Genomic DNA, 16,769 nt, shown 5'->3' with positions numbered 1-16,769 from the left:
AGGCTGACATGAAATATATGATTGCAGGCGCCCTTGCGGCGGCCCTGTCGCTGTCCATATCGGCCAGCCCGGCAGCAGCGGACTTCACCTTCAAGAAGTTGCGCCCCCCGGCGAGCGGATCGACAAATCGGATCAACATCCAGATTGACCCGCCCCCCGTGGTCGCCCCTCGGCCCGCGTCACAGGCCTTGCCGCAAGTCGCGAGTACCGAGACACGCCCGTCCGAACCGCAGGGCGGGCGCACCGGGGATCAGGCGTGGTTCTGGTCCGCCGTCTCCCCCAGCATCGAACCGCAGAGCGGGCGTTTCCTGCAGGCCGTGCAGGTCGCGTCTCGTCCGCCATCGAGCAGTGGGGTGCGTGCCCCGTCGCTGGAGCACATGCGCAATATCGCCAAGCTTCACGGACGTGACATCCTGGCCCGATCGGTCGGGACGCGGGTGTCGCCCGCGCTCATCCTGGCGCTGATTTCGGTCGAATCGGCGGGGCGTATCGATGCGGTATCCAACAAGGGTGCGACGGGCCTGATGCAGCTGATCCCGGCCACAGCTGAGCGGTTCGGCGTCACCGATTCCCGCGACCCGGGCCAGAACATCCGCGGCGGCGTGGCCTATCTCGATTGGTTGATGAAGGAATTCCACAATGACCCGGTGCTTGCCCTTGCGGGGTACAATGCCGGGGAAGGGGCCGTGCGCCGCCACGCGGGCGTGCCACCCTTCAGCGAGACGCGCGCCTATGTGCCCAAGGTTCTGGCGGCCTGGAACGTGGCCCGCATGATCTGTGCGACACCGCCGCAACTGCCGGGGGATGGCTGCGTGTTCGATCCGTCGCTGGTCGGCGGCTGATCCTTTCGTGTCGGAGGGCTCCGGCGCGGCACTTCTTCTATTCGACGACGTCGGCCCATTCGGGATGCTTGCGCGCCTGCGCCTTGACGAAGGGGCAGAGCGCGATGACCCGCAGGCCTTCGGCGCGCATGTCCGCGATCATCCGTTCAGCAAGGGCAAGCCCCGCGCCCTGGCCACGAAAGGCGTCGGGCACGCCGGTGTGGTCGACGATGATCGTCGTGGTGCCGAGCTTGGAATAGGTCATCTCGGCCTCGATGCCGTCGCGGACGAGAACCCATCGACCACCGGACGGCCCGTCTTCGCGCGTGATCGTGGCCCCTTCCACCTCAGGCGACCAGCGTCGCTTCGGTCAGGTCGCGCAGCTCCTGTTCGGTCACGCCGTCGGCCAGTTCCACGATCTTCAACCCGCCCTCGACCACGTCGAGAACGCCGAGGTTCGTGATGATCCGGTCCACCACGGCCTTGCCGGTCAGCGGCAGCGTGCAGTCGCGCAGAACTTTGGATTCGCCATGCTTGTTGGCATGATCCATCACGACGACGACCCGCCCGACGCCCGCGACAAGGTCCATCGCGCCGCCCATCCCCTTGACCAGCTTGCCGGGGATCATCCAGTTCGCCAGGTCACCATTCTCCGACACTTCCATCGCGCCCAGGATCGCCATGGCGATCTTGCCGCCCCGGATCATCCCGAAGCTCTGGGCCGAATCGAAATACGCGGTCTGGGGCAGTTCCGTGATCGTCTGCTTGCCCGCGTTGATCAGGTCGGCATCCTCGGTCCCCTCGATCGGGAAGGGGCCCATCCCGAGCATTCCGTTTTCCGACTGAAGCGTCACTTCGATCCCGTCGGGAATATAGTTGGACACCAGGGTCGGAATGCCGATGCCAAGATTGACGTACCAGCCGTCCTGAAGTTCCTGCGCGGCGCGGGCGGCCATCTGATTGCGATCCCAGGGCATGTCTCATCCTTATCGTGCGGCGCGCCCCATCGGGGGAACACGGTCACACCTTGCTAGGACGGATCAAGGGCGGTTTCCAGTGCCGCCATCGGGGCCGCGACGATCAGACGTCGGTGATCCCCGTAGGAATGTCGATCATCACGACCGTGCCGCCGGCACCGCGCACCGGCGTGATCGTGGCATCCAGACCGTCAACCAGCGTGTTGATCAGCCGCCCGCCGATCTTGTCGGGGTCGGGGAACGGAGCATTGTTGGGCAGGCCGACCCCGTCATCCGTGACGACCATCCGCAAACCGCCCGAGGCGAGGCGCGTCAGGCGCAATTCGACAAAGCCCTCGTCAAGGCGGTCGAAGGCATGGTGAAACGCGTTCGACAGCACTTCGGAGAGCAGAAGCGCGCTGCGGACCGCCGCGTCAAGATTGACGGCCAGCGGTTCGATGTTCTGGACATAGCGGAGGCCCGCACGTCCCTCTTCGTGGGCGATGGCGGCGGCGACGCGGCTGATCAGGGCGCCAAGGTCGATGCCCCGGACGCCGGTCTTCGTATCATCGGCCAGCTTGATCGATTCGTAAGCCAGTTGCAGGCATTCCAGACGCCGCGCGACGGCCTCGAAGGCATGGGGGTCGCCCTGGCCCTCGATCTCGCCGATCCCGGCCAGCACCAATGACAGGTCGTCCTGCACGCGCGCGCGCATGTTGACGAGCATGGCATCCGCTTCGCTCTCTTCCCGCTCGGAGGCGTAAAGCTCCTTCTGGATGCCCAGATGATACAGGACTTCGCCATCGGCATCGAATATGGGCGCGATCGTCAGGCGGTTCAGGAACGGCTTGCCGTCGGCGCGGTAGTTCGTGATGTCGACGCTCACGTCCTCCCCCGCCTCGAGCGCGGTCCGGATCCTGTCGACGTCCCGCTTGTCGGTCATTTCGCCCTGCAGGAAACGGCAGTTGCGCCCGACCACGGCCGAACGGTCATAGCCCGTCGTCTTTTCGAAGGCCGCGTTGACGTAGACGATCGGATTGTCTTCGGCCCGCGGATCGGACAGGACCATGGCGACCTTGACCCGGCTGAACCCGGCGATCACCTCCTGATCGTTGATCACGCCGGCAAGTTTGCGCTGCGGGCGGTCCGAGCCGCCTGGCTGCTCGCGCCGCTTCGGAACGGCAGCGGTGCCGTTCATATCGTTGTCAGTAGACAGTGGTCGTTCCTCCTCTAGTCCTGTGCCTACACCAGACGGGGCCCGTCGGCAGTGGCGTTCGGGGTCCCCACCCCGGTCTTCCGTCCCAGACTTCCGGATCGAACAAGGCGCGGGGTCTGGCCGCGCCTGAACCTGCGCAGGGTCAAGCTGCGCGTGTGGTCCGCTGTTCGATTCGTTTTTCGTGTTCCCCCTGGATCAATCGATGCACATAGATACCCGGCAAATGAATGCCGTCCGGGTCCAATGAGCCGGTCGGCACAATCTCCTCCACCTCCGCGATGCATACTTTACCACACATCGCGGCGGGCGGGTTAAAGTTTCGCGCGGTCTTCCGGAAGATCAGGTTTCCGGTCGCATCCGCCTTCCACGCCTTGACGATCGAGAGGTCGGCCACGATGCCCTCCTCCAGGATATAGGTCTCGCCGTTGAAGTCCCTGTGGTCCTTGCCCTCTGCAATAACCGTTCCGACGCCGGTCTTGGTGTAGAAGCCGGGGATTCCGCAGCCACCGGCGCGCATCCGCTCAGCCAGGGTGCCCTGGGGGTTGAATTCCAGCTCCAGCTCGCCCGAAAGGTACTGCCGCATGAATTCCGCGTTCTCGCCCACGTAGCTGCTGATCATCTTCTTGACCTGCCGCGTCTGGAGGAGGATGCCGATCCCGAAATCATCCACGCCGGCATTGTTGGACGCAAAGGTCAGGTCCTTTGTCCCGGCGTCCTTGATCGCGGCGAGCAGAAGTTCGGGAATGCCGCAAAGGCCGAAACCGCCTGCCGCGATGAACATCCCGTCGAAAAGCACCCCATCCAGCGCTTCCGCCGCCGATCCATAGACCTTCTTCATCGCATCGTCCCCGGCGAAATTGTTCGTGGACCAAGGCATACCGAGTCGCGGCGTTGCAAGCAATCGGTCGGGCCATTGTGACGCAGGGGGCTAGTCGCCCCGCGCCGCCACCATCTCGCCGATCAGGCCCGAGGCGAAGCGGTCGAAGGCTGCCCCCGGCTGTCGCTTGTCGAAGATCGCGGCGAAAGGGTCGGGGGCTGTGATCGCGCCGCCCGCCATCTCGGCGATGACGGCATGGCCGCAGAACGGCACGTAGACCTCGGAATAACCGCCCTCATGGGCCATCACCAGACGCCCGCCGCAGATGTCATCGGCCAGATCCATCACCATGCGGGTCATCGCGCGGAAGGTTTCGGCCGTTGCCAGCATCCGCCCGAGCGGGTCCAGCACCGCGGCGTCGAGGCCGCAGGCGATGATGATCACATCGGGCGCATGGGCGCGCAGGGCGGGCAAGACCAGCCGCTCCATCGTTTCCAGATAGATGACATGACCGCTGCCAGGTGGCAGGGGGATGTTGAGGTTGGCCTTGGCGTCGGTATCGAATTGGCCCGTATCCAGGGGGTAGTTGTTTTCCTGATGGATCGAGACGGTCAGAACGTCGGCGTCATCGGCAAAGATCGCCTCGGTCCCGTTGCCGTGATGGACATCCCAGTCGAGCACCGCGACCTTGCCGCAGAGCCCTGCCGCCTGCGACCGTCGGATCGCCAGCGCGATATTGGCCAGAAGGCAGAAACCGTTGGGCCTGTCCGGCAGGCAATGGTGCCCCGGCGGGCGGCTGAGGGCATAGGCATTGGTCAATCGATCGCGCAGAACGGCATCGAGCGCGTCACCGACGAGGCCCGCCGAAAGGGCCGCAATCTCGTAGCCGCCGGGCCCGAAGGGCGCGCGCATCCCGATTTCCCCTCCGCCCGAATCCGAGGCGGTCTTGAACACGTCGAGATAGGCGGAGGGGTGCACCCGAAGCAGATCCTCGCGTGTCATGGGGGCGGCCGAGCGGGTGTCGAGCGCGTCCATCAGGCCGGTCACCCGCATCAGATTGACGAGCCGCCGTTTCGTCTCCGGATCCTCGGGAAGGCCGCCACCGCCCGCGATCGGCTGCACCAGCCCGCCCACAGGCGCCATCTGGGCGTAGTTGCCGCCCCCGTGCCAGAAGCACCGCTCGTCAAAGAAGAACCCGGTTGTCATGGCGCCACCATGCACAGTGGCGCCAGAGATTTCACCAGGTTTCTGGTCAGACCTTTCGGAGGAAAGGTTCGTGCCGCTCAGAGGTCCGGATAGATCGGGAAGCGGTCGCAAAGCTCCTGCACCCGGGCCCGGACCGAGGCTTCGACCTCGGCATTGCCGTCCGGGCCATTCGCGGCCAGGCCATCGACCACCTCGACGATAAGGTCCCCGATCAGGCGGAATTCCGGCTCGGCAAATCCGCGCGTCGTGCCGGCGGGGGAGCCCAGGCGGATGCCGCTGGTGATCGTCGGCTTTTCGTCGTCGAACGGGATGCCGTTCTTGTTGCAGGTGATATAGGCCCGGCCAAGCGCCGCCTCGGTCGCGTTGCCCTTGACGCCCTTGGGGCGCAGGTCGACCAGCATCAGATGCGTGTCGGTGCCGCCGGTGACGATATCGAGGCCACCCTTCATCAATTGGTCGGCCAGAGCCTGCGCGTTCTTGATGACCTGCGCCTGATAGTCCTTGAAGCCGGGGCGCAGGGCCTCGCCGAAGGCGACGGCCTTGCCTGCGATCACATGCATCAGCGGGCCGCCCTGGATGCCCGGGAAGATGGCGGAGTTGATCTTCTTCGCCAGCGCCTCGTCATCGGTCAGGATCATGCCGCCGCGCGGCCCGCGCAACGTCTTGTGCGTCGTGGTGGTCGCGACATGGGCATGGGGGAAGGGCGATGGATAATGGCCCGACGCCACCAGACCGGCAAAATGCGCCATGTCGACCAGAAGGTAGGCCCCCACGCTGTCGGCGATTTCACGCATCTTCGCAAAGTCGATGATCCGGGGAATGGCCGAACCGCCCGCGATGATCATCTTGGGCTGATGCTCTGTTGCCAGGTCCTGCACCTGGTCGTAGTCCAGCGTCAGGTCCTGCTGGCGGACGCCGTATTGAATGGCGTTGAACCATTTTCCCGACTGGTTCGGTCGCGCGCCGTGGGTTAGGTGACCACCCGCGTCCAGCGACATGCCGAGGATCGTGTCGCCCGGCTGGAGGAGGGCGGTGAAGACACCCTGGTTCGCCTGGCTGCCTGAATTGGGCTGCACATTGGCGAAACCGCAGCCGAACAGCTGCTTGGCGCGATCAATCGCCAGTTCCTCGGCGATATCGACGTATTGGCAGCCGCCGTAGTAGCGCCGCCCCGGATAGCCCTCGGCGTATTTGTTGGTCATCACGCCACCCTGCGCTTCCATGACGGCGCGGCTGACGATGTTCTCGGAGGCGATCAGCTCGATCTCGTCGCGCTGCCGACCCAGCTCCTGTTCGGTGGCGCGGGCGATTTCTGGATCGGTCTCGGCCAATCCACGGGTGAAGAAACCGGTGTCGCGATGCGGGGCGTTCATGGGCAGATCCTCCTGAAGACGTGGCGGGGTCATACGCCGAACCGACCCCGGTGAAAAGCCGCGAACAGCGTCCTGCCACCTCGTGTCACAGCGGGGCGGACCCCCGTGTTTCGCCTGCGACCGCGCGCGGTCTGGCGGCGACACCGCGACGACCGACGGCGCGAGGGCGGCACAGGATTTGACCGTGCGAAACGCGGACGCCGCCGGGATCGCGGCTGCCTTGCCCCTTGCATCGACCCCGGCCATCGCCCAGACCTTGCCTCCCATGCCGCGCGCAAAGAACATCGCCTTTCTCGCCTCCGACACGCCCGAGGCCCAGACAGCCCTGACCCGGCTGACCGACCGCTATGGCCAGGTCGACCCGGCGGATGCGGCGGTGATCGTCGCACTGGGTGGCGACGGCTTCATGCTCCAGACGTTGCACGGCACGATGCACATCGATGCGCCGGTCTACGGGATGAATCGCGGCACCGTCGGGTTCCTGATGAACGACTACCGCGAGACCGGTCTGACCGGGCGCCTGGCCCAGGCCGAGGAGGCGACGATCAACCCGTTGCGCATGGTCGCGACCCGGCAGGGCGGCGAAGTGGTCGAGGCTCTGGCCATCAACGAGGTGTCGCTGCTGCGCGCGGGGCCACAGGCCGCGCGGCTGCGCATCACCATCGACGGCAAGGAACGGATGGCGGAGCTGGTCTGTGACGGCGCGCTGGTTGCGACGCCCGCCGGATCGACGGCCTACAACTATTCGGCCCACGGCCCGATCGTGCCCATCGGGTCGGGCGTCCTGGCGCTGACGGCGATGTCCGCCTTTCGGCCCCGGAGATGGCGCGGCGCGCTGCTGCCCAAGTCGGCGCGGGTCTGCTTTGACGTGATCGACCCCGACAAGCGGCCCATGATGGCCGAGGCCGATGGCCAGTCGGTGCGCGACGTGGTCTCCGTCGAAGTGGCGAGCGAGCCTTCGGTCAGCCACCGCCTGCTCTTCGATCCGGGGCACGGGCTGGAAGAGCGCCTGCTGCGCGAACAGTTCACCTGAACCGGCGCCGACCGCGCCCACGGTTGGACGGACCGATGGCCCACGCGCGGGGCTCATGGACCATCTTGGCAGTGGCCCTTTGGACATCGGCGCGCTAGAGCGCTTGTCGGACCAAAGACGAAGGACCGCCGGAATGACCCGCACGCTCATCACTTCCGCCATCCCCTATATCAACGGGATCAAGCACCTGGGAAACCTCGTGGGCAGTCAGCTGCCTGCCGACCTCTATGCCCGCTACCTGCGCGCCCGGGGTCAGGAGGTGATGTTCATCTGTGCCACCGACGAACATGGCACCCCGGCCGAACTGGCCGCCAAGAAGGCGGGCAAGCCGGTGGCCGACTATTGTGCCGAGATGTGGCAGGTCCAGAAGGATCTGGCCGATGGCTTCCGCCTGTCCTTCGATCATTTCGGGCGGTCGTCATCGCAGCGCAATCACGCCCTGACGCAGCATTTCGCGGCGCGCCTGGCCGACGCGGGCCTGATCGACGAGCGGTCATCGCGACAGGTCTATTCCAACGCCGACGGACGCTTTCTGCCCGACCGCTACGTCGAAGGCACATGCCCCAACTGCGGCTATGACCGGGCGCGCGGCGACCAATGCGAGAATTGCACCAAGCAGCTGGACCCCACCGACCTGATCGAGCCGCGCTCCGCCATCTCGGGCTCCACCGATCTGGAGGTGCGTGAAACCAAGCATCTGTTCCTGCGCCAGTCGAAGCTGCGCGGCGATCTCGATGCCTGGATCGACGGTCAGGACGGCTGGCCGGTCCTGACCACCTCCATCGCCAAGAAGTGGCTGCACGACGGTGACGGGTTGCAGGACCGTGGCATCACCCGCGACCTTGACTGGGGCGTGCCCGTCCTGCGCGATGGCGAACCCTGGCCGGGGATGGAGGGCAAGGTCTTCTATGTCTGGTTCGATGCGCCCATCGAATACATCGCGGGCACGGCCGAATGGGCCGATGCCAACGGCCAGCCCGAGGCCGCCTGGCGCCGCTGGTGGCGCGAGGACGAGGGGGCCGACGATGTCCGCTATGTGCAGTTCATGGGCAAGGACAACGTGCCCTTCCACACGCTCAGCTTCCCCGCGACACTGATCGGGTCGGGCGAGCCGTGGAAGAAGGTCGATTACCTCAAGTCCTTCAACTACCTCAACTATGACGGCGGCCAGTTCAGCACGTCGCAGGGCAGGGGCGTCTTCATGGATCAGGCTCTGTCGATCCTGCCCGCCGACTATTGGCGCTGGTGGCTGCTGTCGCATGTGCCAGAGAATTCGGACACGGAATTCACCTGGGAGAACTTCCAGACCTCGGTGAACAAGGACCTGGCCGACGTGTTGGGCAACTTCGTCAGCCGCGTCACCAAATTCTGCCGCGCCAAGTTCGGCGAGACGATCCCCGAGGGCGGATCCATGGGTGAGCCGGAGCGGATCCTGATCGGACGCCTGTCCGACGGTCTGGCCGCCTATCAGACCCACATGGACAACATCGAAATTCGCAAGGCCGCCGCCGAACTGCGCGCCATCTGGGTCGCGGGCAACGAATACCTGCAGGAGGCCGCGCCCTGGTCCGTCTTCAAGGACGATCCGGAGCGGGCGGCGGCGCAGGTCCGGCTGGCCCTGAACCTGATCCGGGTCTATGCCGTCCTGTCGCGCCCCTTCATTCCCGATGCTGCCGAGGCGATGCTTGCGGGGATGCAGACCGACGACGACAGTTGGCCCACCGATATGGAGGCGGCGCTGACGGCACTTCCCGCCGGACATGCCTTCGTGGTGCCGGATGTGCTCTTTGCCAAGATCACGGATGAGCAGCGCGAGGATTGGGCCGCCCGCTTTTCGGGCGTCCGCACCTGATGCGCGTGGCGGCGGTCGCCTATGTGGTCGACGACTACGACCGGGCCATCGCCTTTTTCACGTCCATCGGGTTCGCGCTGACCAACGACATCGACCAGGGGCACAAACGCTGGGTCACGGTGCGCGCGGGCGCGACCGAGCTGGTGCTGGCGCAGGCCGCATCCCCGGACCAGAGCGCCGTGATTGGCGACCAATTCGCGGGTCGGGTCGGGCTTTTCCTGCATTCGGAAGATTTTGCCGCCGATGCCGCCCGGATCACGGGTGCCGGTGGCGTCTTCGAGGAGGCCCCCCGCGTCGAACCCTATGGCACCGTCGCCGTCTGGCGCGACCCCTGGGGTACCCGCTGGGACCTGATCCAGCCTGCCGACGGAACCTGATCCGGCGCGGAACGTTGGGGGAACATCGACAACAGGAGTTCCCATGGACAAGATTACCGACACCCCGAAGCAGGACGCCCCCGGCAATGCCGCCAAGGACCCGGACGACTGGACCACCGGCGACGAGGCGATGACGGGCGCACAAGCCAGCTATCTCAAGACCCTGAGCGAAGAAGCGGGCGAACCCTTCGATGCCGACCTGACCAAGGCCGAGGCGTCCAAGCGCATCGACGCCTTGCAAGAGGCGACGGGTCGGGGGGCCTGAAACCCTTCGCCGCGCGACCCCTTGAACCGGCGCGTTCGCATTCCCAACTCTGGTTCATCGGATGCCTGAACAGGGTCCGATGACCAGACCGGCCCTTGTCCACCAACCGGAGGGGGCCACGCAAACAGTATCGCTTTCAAGAGGATGCACCCAATGCGAGCTTATGATTTCACACCGCTCTACCGTGCCACCGTCGGCTTCGACCGGATGGCCAACCTTCTGGACCGGGCGCTGACCGCCGACACGGCCACGACCTATCCGCCCTACAACATCGAAAAGCTGGGCGAGACCGAATACCGCATCTCCATCGCCGTCGCCGGGTTCACCGCCGATGAGCTGAACGTCGAGGCGCGGGACGGGCAACTCGTCATTACCGCACGCAAGGCCGACACCGACGAAAGCCGGACGTTCCTGCATCGTGGCATTGCCACGCGCGCTTTCGAGAAGTCGTTCCAGCTGGCCGACCATGTTCATGTGACCGGCGCGTCCCACGCCGATGGCATGCTGCACATCGAACTGGAGCGGCAGGTGCCCGAAGCGCTCAAGCCCCGCCGGATCGAGATCGCCCCGGCCCGCAACGCCGAGTCGAAGGCTATCGAAGGAACCTCCAAGACCGTCGAGGCATAACCGTCCCCAAGACTGTGCCTTCGGTTGAAGGAGCAGCGCGCCCTCGGAAACGGGGGCGCGCGTTTTGTTGTGTTATCCGAGGCTTCGAAGGGTCACCGGTCTTCCGAGATGCCGCCACGCCGCCCGTTCGAGAAGCGGCGCCGCTGTTCGGGTCATGTCTCGCAATGTCGCGAAGGCTCCGTCCGGTTGGATTGCCTGCCCTGCGATGCGGGTCAGGTCGGTTTCATGTCCCGGCCACGCCAAAGTCGCGAGCCTGAGGCAGGGCCAGATGGCCCGGCTATAGACCCGCCGCCGGACCATTTCCCCCTCCGACAGCGCCCGGATCATCCGCGTGGCAAGCCATTGGCGGATGATCCGCCTTTCCGCGAGCGCGCCGGACCAATTCAGCGGACACGCTGGCCACCATCGGAGCAGCCCGCGCAGATGTCAGATCGCGACCGCGCCGAGATGGGACGGTTCCAACTGCCGGAGCAGATCCGTTCCGGCCAGGGTCCAGCCGCAATGGGCCAGCAGGAACCGGTGATGCCGTCCTTCCGGGGATGCGATGAAGTGGTCTTCTCAGAGGACGCCGATCTCGATGGGCAGTTGCAGGATCGGCAGCGTTGGCAGAACAGGCGACCGCTCCCTGGGATCACGCAGCACGATCATCAGGTCGATGTCGGCCGGGTTGGCGAACCCCCGCGCAAGCGATCCGCGCAGGATCACCGACACGATCCTGTCCCCCAGGCCATTCATCATGAGGCAAGCCTTTGCGTGCAGCTCTCAACGTTTCGTCATTCGGGCAAGTTGCCATTTGAGGGCGGCCTTCACCGGATACCGCATGATCACAACGACCGGCCGAGCCAAGACGCGGGCGATGCGCCCCATCATGGGTCGCGATCTGGCCATCATCCTTCGAGCGTAGCGCTGGGCTTCATCCCTCTGCTCGGGGGTCGGCCCGCCGTCGCTATAGGCAAGCTCCTGAATACGGACGTTCCAATAGAACCACGTCTCGGCCGTCAGACCGCGGAACCATCGACGCAAGCCGCGTGAGCGGTCACTTGGCCAGATCAAGACAATCTCGGGGAAAACCAGGGTCCGGGTCCCGATTTCGACCAAACCGGGATCTTCCGGCACGATCTGGATTCGGGAGATCGCCGGCAGACAGAGGCCGGGTGTTTGGCTCCATGTCTGTATGTGCCCGGCGACCGCGTCCCTGTCTGCGATACCCTCCGAGATGAAGACCGGTATCCTTCCGTTGATCCGGCACGCCGGCGCGCGACTGTTCTGACGGGACAGGGTTTCGACCGTGTTGCGGTGATCCGGGTGCAGGTCAGTTGCCAAAAGACGCGCGACCTCTTGCCGAAAACGCATCCCGATCCAATTCCTGCAGAAGCATGAGCATGACCGAAAGATACCGAGCGCGGGGCCCCTGAGGGTTGTCCTGCCAAGCGGGTGTCGCCAATCGGTAGAGGATCGCGGCCATCGCCCTGTCACCAAGCATGAGAAGGTCGCGCCGCGCCCGGCGCGCGGTTTCGATCTGCCCGCTTGAGATACCGCCGAGCAGGCGGTCGAGGTGATGCGCGGCCCTCACAGAATCTCCGTCCGCCCGCCCGTTCCAGAGACTGAGGCTTCCCTCAGAACCATTGCCCGGGTTCCATCAACCCGAGGTCCATCAATTGCTGCGACCGCCATTCGAAGGGGATGGAGCCGTCCCATTTGAAGCCCTTGATTGCCGCTCGGCTGCCCGGGTTGGTCGCCAGCGCCTTGGCGGCGCGGAACGACGCGAGGCAGGCGGTCAGCGAATGATGCCAGGGGCAGGCGTAGGTGTTCATCTCCTCCTCCGACAGGCGGTGGTCGGGCAACAGACGCAGGCCCGGCTTGGCACGGAACAGGGCCACGCGGTCGATGCGGCGGCGGGTCCAGGGGATATGCTCCTCGAACCGCCAGCGCAGGCCGCCGAAGAAATCGAGCTGGCGGTCCAGCGCCTCGCCCTCCGTCTCGTCCCACCTTGCCAATGCGAAATAGCCCGCCTCGTCCATCCAGGCGCGGTCCGGGTCGACGCCGTTCGTGCCGGCCAGAAGTTCCTCGGAGTAGAGGTCGACGACAAAGGTCAGGATCGCGTCGCGCCGCTCCTCGGTGCAGAAGGACAGCGCCTCGCCGATGCGGCGCGTCTCGGCGAAGGGATGGAACAGGTATTCGGCGTTGTAGGCATAGCCCGTCCAGGCCCCCGCCGGCCGCGCCGCGATCAGCGCGTTGACGCAGGTCGTGGCCATATCTTCTGGCCGCTTGTCCAGCGTCAGGCGGTGAACACCCTCAGGCAGGGTGCCCGGCACAATCACACCCGGCGGCACGGCCAGCACGATGCTGCCGAATCCTGCGTCGATGTGGTGGCGCAAGGTTCCCTCCACCTCGCAATCATCCTCGCAGAGGATCATCAGCGTCGGGGCCGCCCCCAGACGTCCCGCCCGCGCCGTCAGATCCTCTGGTGAGGTGAAGTCCATGTGCCGCCCATCGCCTGCCTGCGCCGCACCTTCCCTCAAAGCGGCGACCGTCGCAACAGCGGGCCCGCGTTGCCTGCGCAGCGGCGCTGCGGTATGGGCGCAACTCAGATCGACCCCGGGGGGCAGGCCATGACCACGCCGAAGAAGCTGCACATCAAGACCTACGGCTGTCAGATGAATGTCTATGACAGCGAACGCATGGCCGAGGCGCTGTCGTCCGAGGCACTGGGGGATGCGGGCTATGAGATGACCGACAGCCCCGAAGAGGCCGATCTGATCCTCCTCAACACCTGCCACATCCGGGAGAAAGCGGCCGAGAAGGTCTATTCCGACCTGGGTCGCCTGAAACCCCTACGCGATGCCAAGCCGGACCTGAAGGTCGGGGTCGCGGGCTGCGTGGCGCAGGCCGAAGGGGCCGAGATCATGGCCCGGCAACCGCTCGTGGATCTGGTCGTCGGGCCGCAGACCTATCACCGGCTGCCGGCGATGATGGCGCGGGTGAATGCGGGGGAAAAGGCGCTGGATACGGACATGCCCGAGGAGGACAAGTTCGACCACCTGCCCAAGTTGCGCAGCGCCGCCCGGCCCACGGCCTTTCTGACGGTGCAGGAGGGCTGCGACAAGTTCTGCGCCTTCTGCGTCGTGCCCTATACCCGCGGGGCAGAGGTCAGCCGCCCGGTCGACCGCCTTCTGGCCGAGGCGCGGGCTCTGGTCGATCGCGGGGTGCGGGAAATCACGCTGCTTGGGCAGAACGTCAACGCCTATCACGGGGTCGGACCGGACGGGCGGACCTGGTCGCTGGCCGATCTGATCTGGGCGCTCAACGACATGGACGGGCTGGCCCGCATCCGCTTTACGACCAGCCACCCGAACGACATGACCGATGACCTGATCGCGGCCCATGGCGACTGTGCCAAGCTGATGCCCTATCTGCATCTGCCGGTCCAATCGGGCAGCGACCGAATTCTGAAGGCAATGAACCGCAAGCATACGGCGGCCAGCTACCTCGACATTATCGGGCGACTGCGCGCCGTGCGGCCCGACCTCGCGCTGTCCGGGGATTTCATTGTCGGCTTCCCCGGCGAGACGGAGGAAGACTTCGAGGCGACGATGCAGATCGTGCGCGACACCGGCTATGCGGCCGCCTATTCCTTCCGTTACTCCGCCCGTCCGGGCACGCCCGCCGCCGAGCGCGAGGACGTGCCGCAGGACGTCGCCGTCGCGCGGCTGCACCGCCTGCAGGCCCTCATCACCGCGCAACAGCACGCCACGCAGGACGCCATGGTCGGTCGCGAGACGACTGTCCTGTTCGAGAAGGCGGGCCGCAAGCCCGGGCAGTTGATCGGCAAGTCAGACTATCTTCAGGCCGTTCATGCCGAGGCGCCGGATGCCTTGCTGGGGCAGGTGGCGCGGGTGCGCATCATCACTGCCAAGACCAATTCCCTCGAAGGCGTGCTGGTCTGAGGTCACAGACGAAAAACGCCGCCCGGTCGGGGCGGCGTTCCTGTTGGCTTCGGCCGGTCGGTCAGCGACGGGCGGGCGGGTTGTCGCGCAGGTATTGCTGCATCCGCGCGCCGGCGCCCTCCATGTTGCCGACAAAGGCCTCGTCGCGGCAGATCCGGTTGCCAATGCTCTCGGCGCGTTCGGGCGTGTAGCCCGCCGTGATCAGACCATCGAGGAAGATGGGCATCGGGCGATCCCAGATGACCTGCTTGCTGATGTAGCGCGCGCAGCTGACCGTGATGGTGATCGGCTGGGCGGCGGGATGGATGCGATGGTCGGCAGTGGCGGCGGTTGTGGCCAGCGCGGCCACCGTGGCCGTGATTGCGGCGTACACAATAGACTTCATAATTTCCCCCTACAGAAATGGATGTCGTGTCCCCGGCAGAGGAACGGAACAACACCCGTCAAAAACGATGATCGTTCTCGATATATCGTAGCGTCAGATGCGCCGATGTGAAGTCTATGTCGTTGATATTCCCGTGTTTGGAAACGATTGATCGTGGCGCGGTGCATTGTTGCGGGTGGGTCCGGAACCACAAGATCTAGTGTGTTATCGTTTTGTTAACCTCTATTAATGGTGCGTTTTCGTCGCGGGGCCCTGCCGGGTGGCCACGTTGTTGGCCGGAAAACGGGATGCGACCATTTCGCGGGAATGATTTGTGGCATTTGTGGCGCACACCGCGTCGGCCTTTGCCACATTTTGCAGCGGCTCTGACCAGATGATTCTCTGAACCCGGGCCAAGCGATTGCGCATGGCGGCAAATCCACGTGACTGTCGGACCGTCAGCCCCATTTGGGTTGCAGGGCCTGTCGCTTCGGGCCAACGTGACCCCATCCCGCCCGCAGGAGGCCTGATTGCCCATTTCGCCCAATACCGACATCGCCGACGGGGCAACGATCGCCGTCCAGCTCGACTTTCCCGACAACCGCCTGATGATCGACCTCGTCGGCCCCAACGGAGCGCATCTGGCGCAGATCGAGCAACTCATGGGGGTCCAGATCGTGCACCGGGGCAACGCGCTCATGGTGCATGGCGAAGCGGTGGCCGAGGCCGAGCGCGTTCTGGGCGCCCTCTATGCGCGGCTCGAGGCGGGCAAGCAGGTGGACATGGCCGCCATCGACGCGCTGATCCGCCTGCGCGACGACGGCGGCGATGCGCAATCGGGCGACCAGACCGAAATGTTCCCCGGTCCCGCCCTGGAAATCCGCACCCGCAAGAAAACGATGGAACCCCGGACCGAGGCGCAGAAGGCCTATACCCGCGCACTTCTGGAGAACGAGCTGACCTTCGGCATCGGGCCTGCGGGCACGGGCAAGACCTATATCGCCGTCGCCGTGGCGGTGTCCAAGTTCATCTCGGGCGACGTGGACCGCATCATCCTGACGCGGCCCGCGGTCGAGGCGGGCGAAAAGCTGGGCTTCCTGCCGGGCACGCAGGACGACAAGATCGACCCCTACATGCAGCCGCTTTACGATGCGCTCAACGATTTCCTGCCGGGCAAGCAGCTGGCCAAGCTGCGCGAGGAGAAGCGCGTCGAAATCGCACCACTGGCCTTCATGCGGGGTCGGACCCTGTCCAACGCCTTCGTCATCCTGGACGAGGCGCAGAACGCCACCACGATGCAGATGAAGATGTTTCTGACCCGTCTGGGACGCGGCAGCCGCATGGCCATCACCGGCGACCGCAGCCAGGTGGACCTGCCGCGCGGTGTGCATTCGGGTCTGCGCGACGCAGAGCATATCCTGCACGGGGTGGACGGGATCAGCTTCAACTATTTCACGGCGACCGATGTGGTCCGCCATCCGCTGGTCGCCAAGATCATCACTGCCTACGAGGCGGACGACGCCCGCCGCGAGGCCGCGCGCCTGACGGAGCGCAAACCGTGACCTTCGATTTCGAGGCCCAGAAGGCGCGGACCGAGGCGATCTGGGAAGAGCTGTCGTTGGCGCACGAGCTGCCGGCCGAGGCGCGCGTGGACCTGCAATTCATCCCCGGCACGAACGCAGACGCCGTGGAATTCATGGGCTGGCTCGAAGACAACGGCTTCGAGGTGGAGCATTACCCCCCCGACGAGGACGCCGATCCCGACGACGAGGACAACGCGGAAACGATCGAGGTGCAGACCGCGACCATGCCGCTGAACCCCGACGCGATCCACGCGGTCGAACGGCGCTGCACCGAGGCGGCACTGCGGTTCGGCTGGTTGCCCGACGGCTGGGGGTTCATGGTGGAATGAGCC

General features: G+C 65.4%; 19 protein-coding genes. 9 read left to right on the top strand and 10 right to left on the bottom strand.

Annotated features, from left to right (window positions below; all coding sequences use genetic code 11):
- Positions 1 to 17 precede the first annotated feature (17 nt).
- Positions 18 to 842 (top strand): lytic transglycosylase domain-containing protein, encoded by an 825-nt coding sequence (locus tag BM002_RS07530; RefSeq protein WP_425431852.1) that lies wholly within the window; start codon positions 18 to 20, stop codon positions 840 to 842.
- A gap of 37 nt (positions 843 to 879) precedes the next feature.
- Here BM002_RS07530 and BM002_RS07525 read toward each other — a convergent pair whose 3' ends face one another.
- From BM002_RS07525 to glyA, 6 genes are all read right to left on the bottom strand, one after another.
- The gene (locus tag BM002_RS07525; RefSeq protein WP_175484830.1) at positions 880 to 1,167 is read right to left on the bottom strand and encodes a GNAT family N-acetyltransferase; all 288 of its coding nucleotides are present in this window, start codon (positions 1,165 to 1,167) and stop codon (positions 880 to 882) included.
- A gap of 1 nt (position 1,168) precedes the next feature.
- Positions 1,169 to 1,798 (bottom strand): 3-oxoacid CoA-transferase subunit B, encoded by a 630-nt coding sequence (locus BM002_RS07520; protein ID WP_092779137.1) that lies wholly within the window; start codon positions 1,796 to 1,798, stop codon positions 1,169 to 1,171.
- A 103-nt stretch (positions 1,799 to 1,901) separates the two neighbouring features.
- Positions 1,902 to 2,975, bottom strand: a complete 1,074-nt coding sequence (locus BM002_RS07515) for a PAS domain-containing protein (RefSeq protein WP_092779135.1) — start codon at positions 2,973 to 2,975, stop codon at positions 1,902 to 1,904.
- Between the two features lie 160 nt (positions 2,976 to 3,135).
- Positions 3,136 to 3,831 carry a CoA transferase subunit A gene (locus BM002_RS07510; protein WP_092780444.1) on the bottom strand — a complete coding sequence of 232 codons (696 nt, stop codon included), beginning with the start codon at positions 3,829 to 3,831 and terminating at the stop codon, positions 3,136 to 3,138.
- Positions 3,832 to 3,921: 90 nt separating this feature from the next.
- Positions 3,922 to 5,016, bottom strand: a complete 1,095-nt coding sequence (locus BM002_RS07505; RefSeq protein WP_092779133.1) for a class II histone deacetylase — start codon at positions 5,014 to 5,016, stop codon at positions 3,922 to 3,924.
- Between the two features lie 77 nt (positions 5,017 to 5,093).
- Positions 5,094 to 6,389, bottom strand: a complete 1,296-nt coding sequence (gene glyA / locus BM002_RS07500; protein ID WP_092780441.1) for a serine hydroxymethyltransferase — start codon at positions 6,387 to 6,389, stop codon at positions 5,094 to 5,096.
- Positions 6,390 to 6,654: 265 nt separating this feature from the next.
- On the opposite strand from glyA, the gene BM002_RS07495 reads away from it, so the two are divergent.
- From BM002_RS07495 to BM002_RS07475, 5 genes are all read left to right on the top strand, one after another.
- On the top strand, positions 6,655 to 7,422 hold the full coding sequence (locus BM002_RS07495) for an NAD kinase (protein ID WP_092780438.1): 768 nt from the start codon (positions 6,655 to 6,657) through the stop codon (positions 7,420 to 7,422).
- Between the two features lie 133 nt (positions 7,423 to 7,555).
- Entirely contained in the window at positions 7,556 to 9,274 is a 1,719-nt protein-coding gene (gene metG, locus BM002_RS07490) for a methionine--tRNA ligase (protein WP_092779131.1), read from the top strand.
- On the top strand, positions 9,274 to 9,651 hold the full coding sequence (locus BM002_RS07485; protein ID WP_425431851.1) for a VOC family protein: 378 nt from the start codon (positions 9,274 to 9,276) through the stop codon (positions 9,649 to 9,651). The genes metG and BM002_RS07485 overlap by 1 nt, the downstream gene beginning before the upstream one ends.
- A 43-nt stretch (positions 9,652 to 9,694) precedes the next feature.
- A complete protein-coding gene (locus BM002_RS07480) occupies positions 9,695 to 9,916 on the top strand; it encodes a DUF3072 domain-containing protein (RefSeq protein ID WP_092779129.1) in 222 nt (73 codons plus the stop codon).
- Positions 9,917 to 10,069: 153 nt separating this feature from the next.
- Positions 10,070 to 10,543, top strand: coding sequence for an Hsp20 family protein (locus BM002_RS07475; protein ID WP_092779127.1), 474 nt, complete (start codon positions 10,070 to 10,072; stop codon positions 10,541 to 10,543).
- Between the two features lie 558 nt (positions 10,544 to 11,101).
- Here BM002_RS07475 and BM002_RS07465 read toward each other — a convergent pair.
- From BM002_RS07465 to BM002_RS07450, 3 genes are all read right to left on the bottom strand, one after another.
- Positions 11,102 to 11,281: a nucleotidyltransferase domain-containing protein gene (locus BM002_RS07465; protein ID WP_092779123.1), complete on the bottom strand. Its 180-nt coding sequence runs from the start codon at positions 11,279 to 11,281 to the stop codon at positions 11,102 to 11,104.
- 24 nt (positions 11,282 to 11,305) lie between these two features.
- Positions 11,306 to 11,896, bottom strand: coding sequence for a hypothetical protein (locus BM002_RS07460; RefSeq protein WP_139212307.1), 591 nt, complete (start codon positions 11,894 to 11,896; stop codon positions 11,306 to 11,308).
- A gap of 263 nt (positions 11,897 to 12,159) precedes the next feature.
- Positions 12,160 to 13,026 (bottom strand): hypothetical protein, encoded by an 867-nt coding sequence (locus BM002_RS07450; protein WP_092779117.1) that lies wholly within the window; start codon positions 13,024 to 13,026, stop codon positions 12,160 to 12,162.
- 129 nt (positions 13,027 to 13,155) lie between these two features.
- On the opposite strand from BM002_RS07450, the gene miaB reads away from it, so the two are divergent.
- Positions 13,156 to 14,490 (top strand): tRNA (N6-isopentenyl adenosine(37)-C2)-methylthiotransferase MiaB, encoded by a 1,335-nt coding sequence (miaB, locus tag BM002_RS07445; protein ID WP_092780431.1) that lies wholly within the window; start codon positions 13,156 to 13,158, stop codon positions 14,488 to 14,490.
- 61 nt (positions 14,491 to 14,551) lie between these two features.
- Here miaB and BM002_RS07440 read toward each other — a convergent pair whose 3' ends face one another.
- Positions 14,552 to 14,875, bottom strand: coding sequence for a hypothetical protein (locus BM002_RS07440; RefSeq protein WP_139212306.1), 324 nt, complete (start codon positions 14,873 to 14,875; stop codon positions 14,552 to 14,554).
- Positions 14,876 to 15,462: 587 nt separating this feature from the next.
- On the opposite strand from BM002_RS07440, the gene BM002_RS07430 reads away from it, so the two are divergent.
- Both BM002_RS07430 and BM002_RS07425 read left to right on the top strand, forming a co-directional pair.
- On the top strand, positions 15,463 to 16,416 hold the full coding sequence (locus tag BM002_RS07430) for a PhoH family protein (protein WP_092780428.1): 954 nt from the start codon (positions 15,463 to 15,465) through the stop codon (positions 16,414 to 16,416).
- Positions 16,413 to 16,766, top strand: a complete 354-nt coding sequence (locus tag BM002_RS07425) for a ribonuclease E inhibitor RraB (protein ID WP_092779111.1) — start codon at positions 16,413 to 16,415, stop codon at positions 16,764 to 16,766. The genes BM002_RS07430 and BM002_RS07425 overlap by 4 nt, the downstream gene beginning before the upstream one ends.
- Positions 16,767 to 16,769: the final 3 nt, after the last annotated feature.

It is taken from the genome of Jannaschia pohangensis, from assembly GCF_900113875.1.
Classification (GTDB): Bacteria; Pseudomonadota; Alphaproteobacteria; order Rhodobacterales; family Rhodobacteraceae; genus Jannaschia; species Jannaschia pohangensis.
This window is presented reverse-complemented; position numbering and strand designations above follow the sequence as displayed.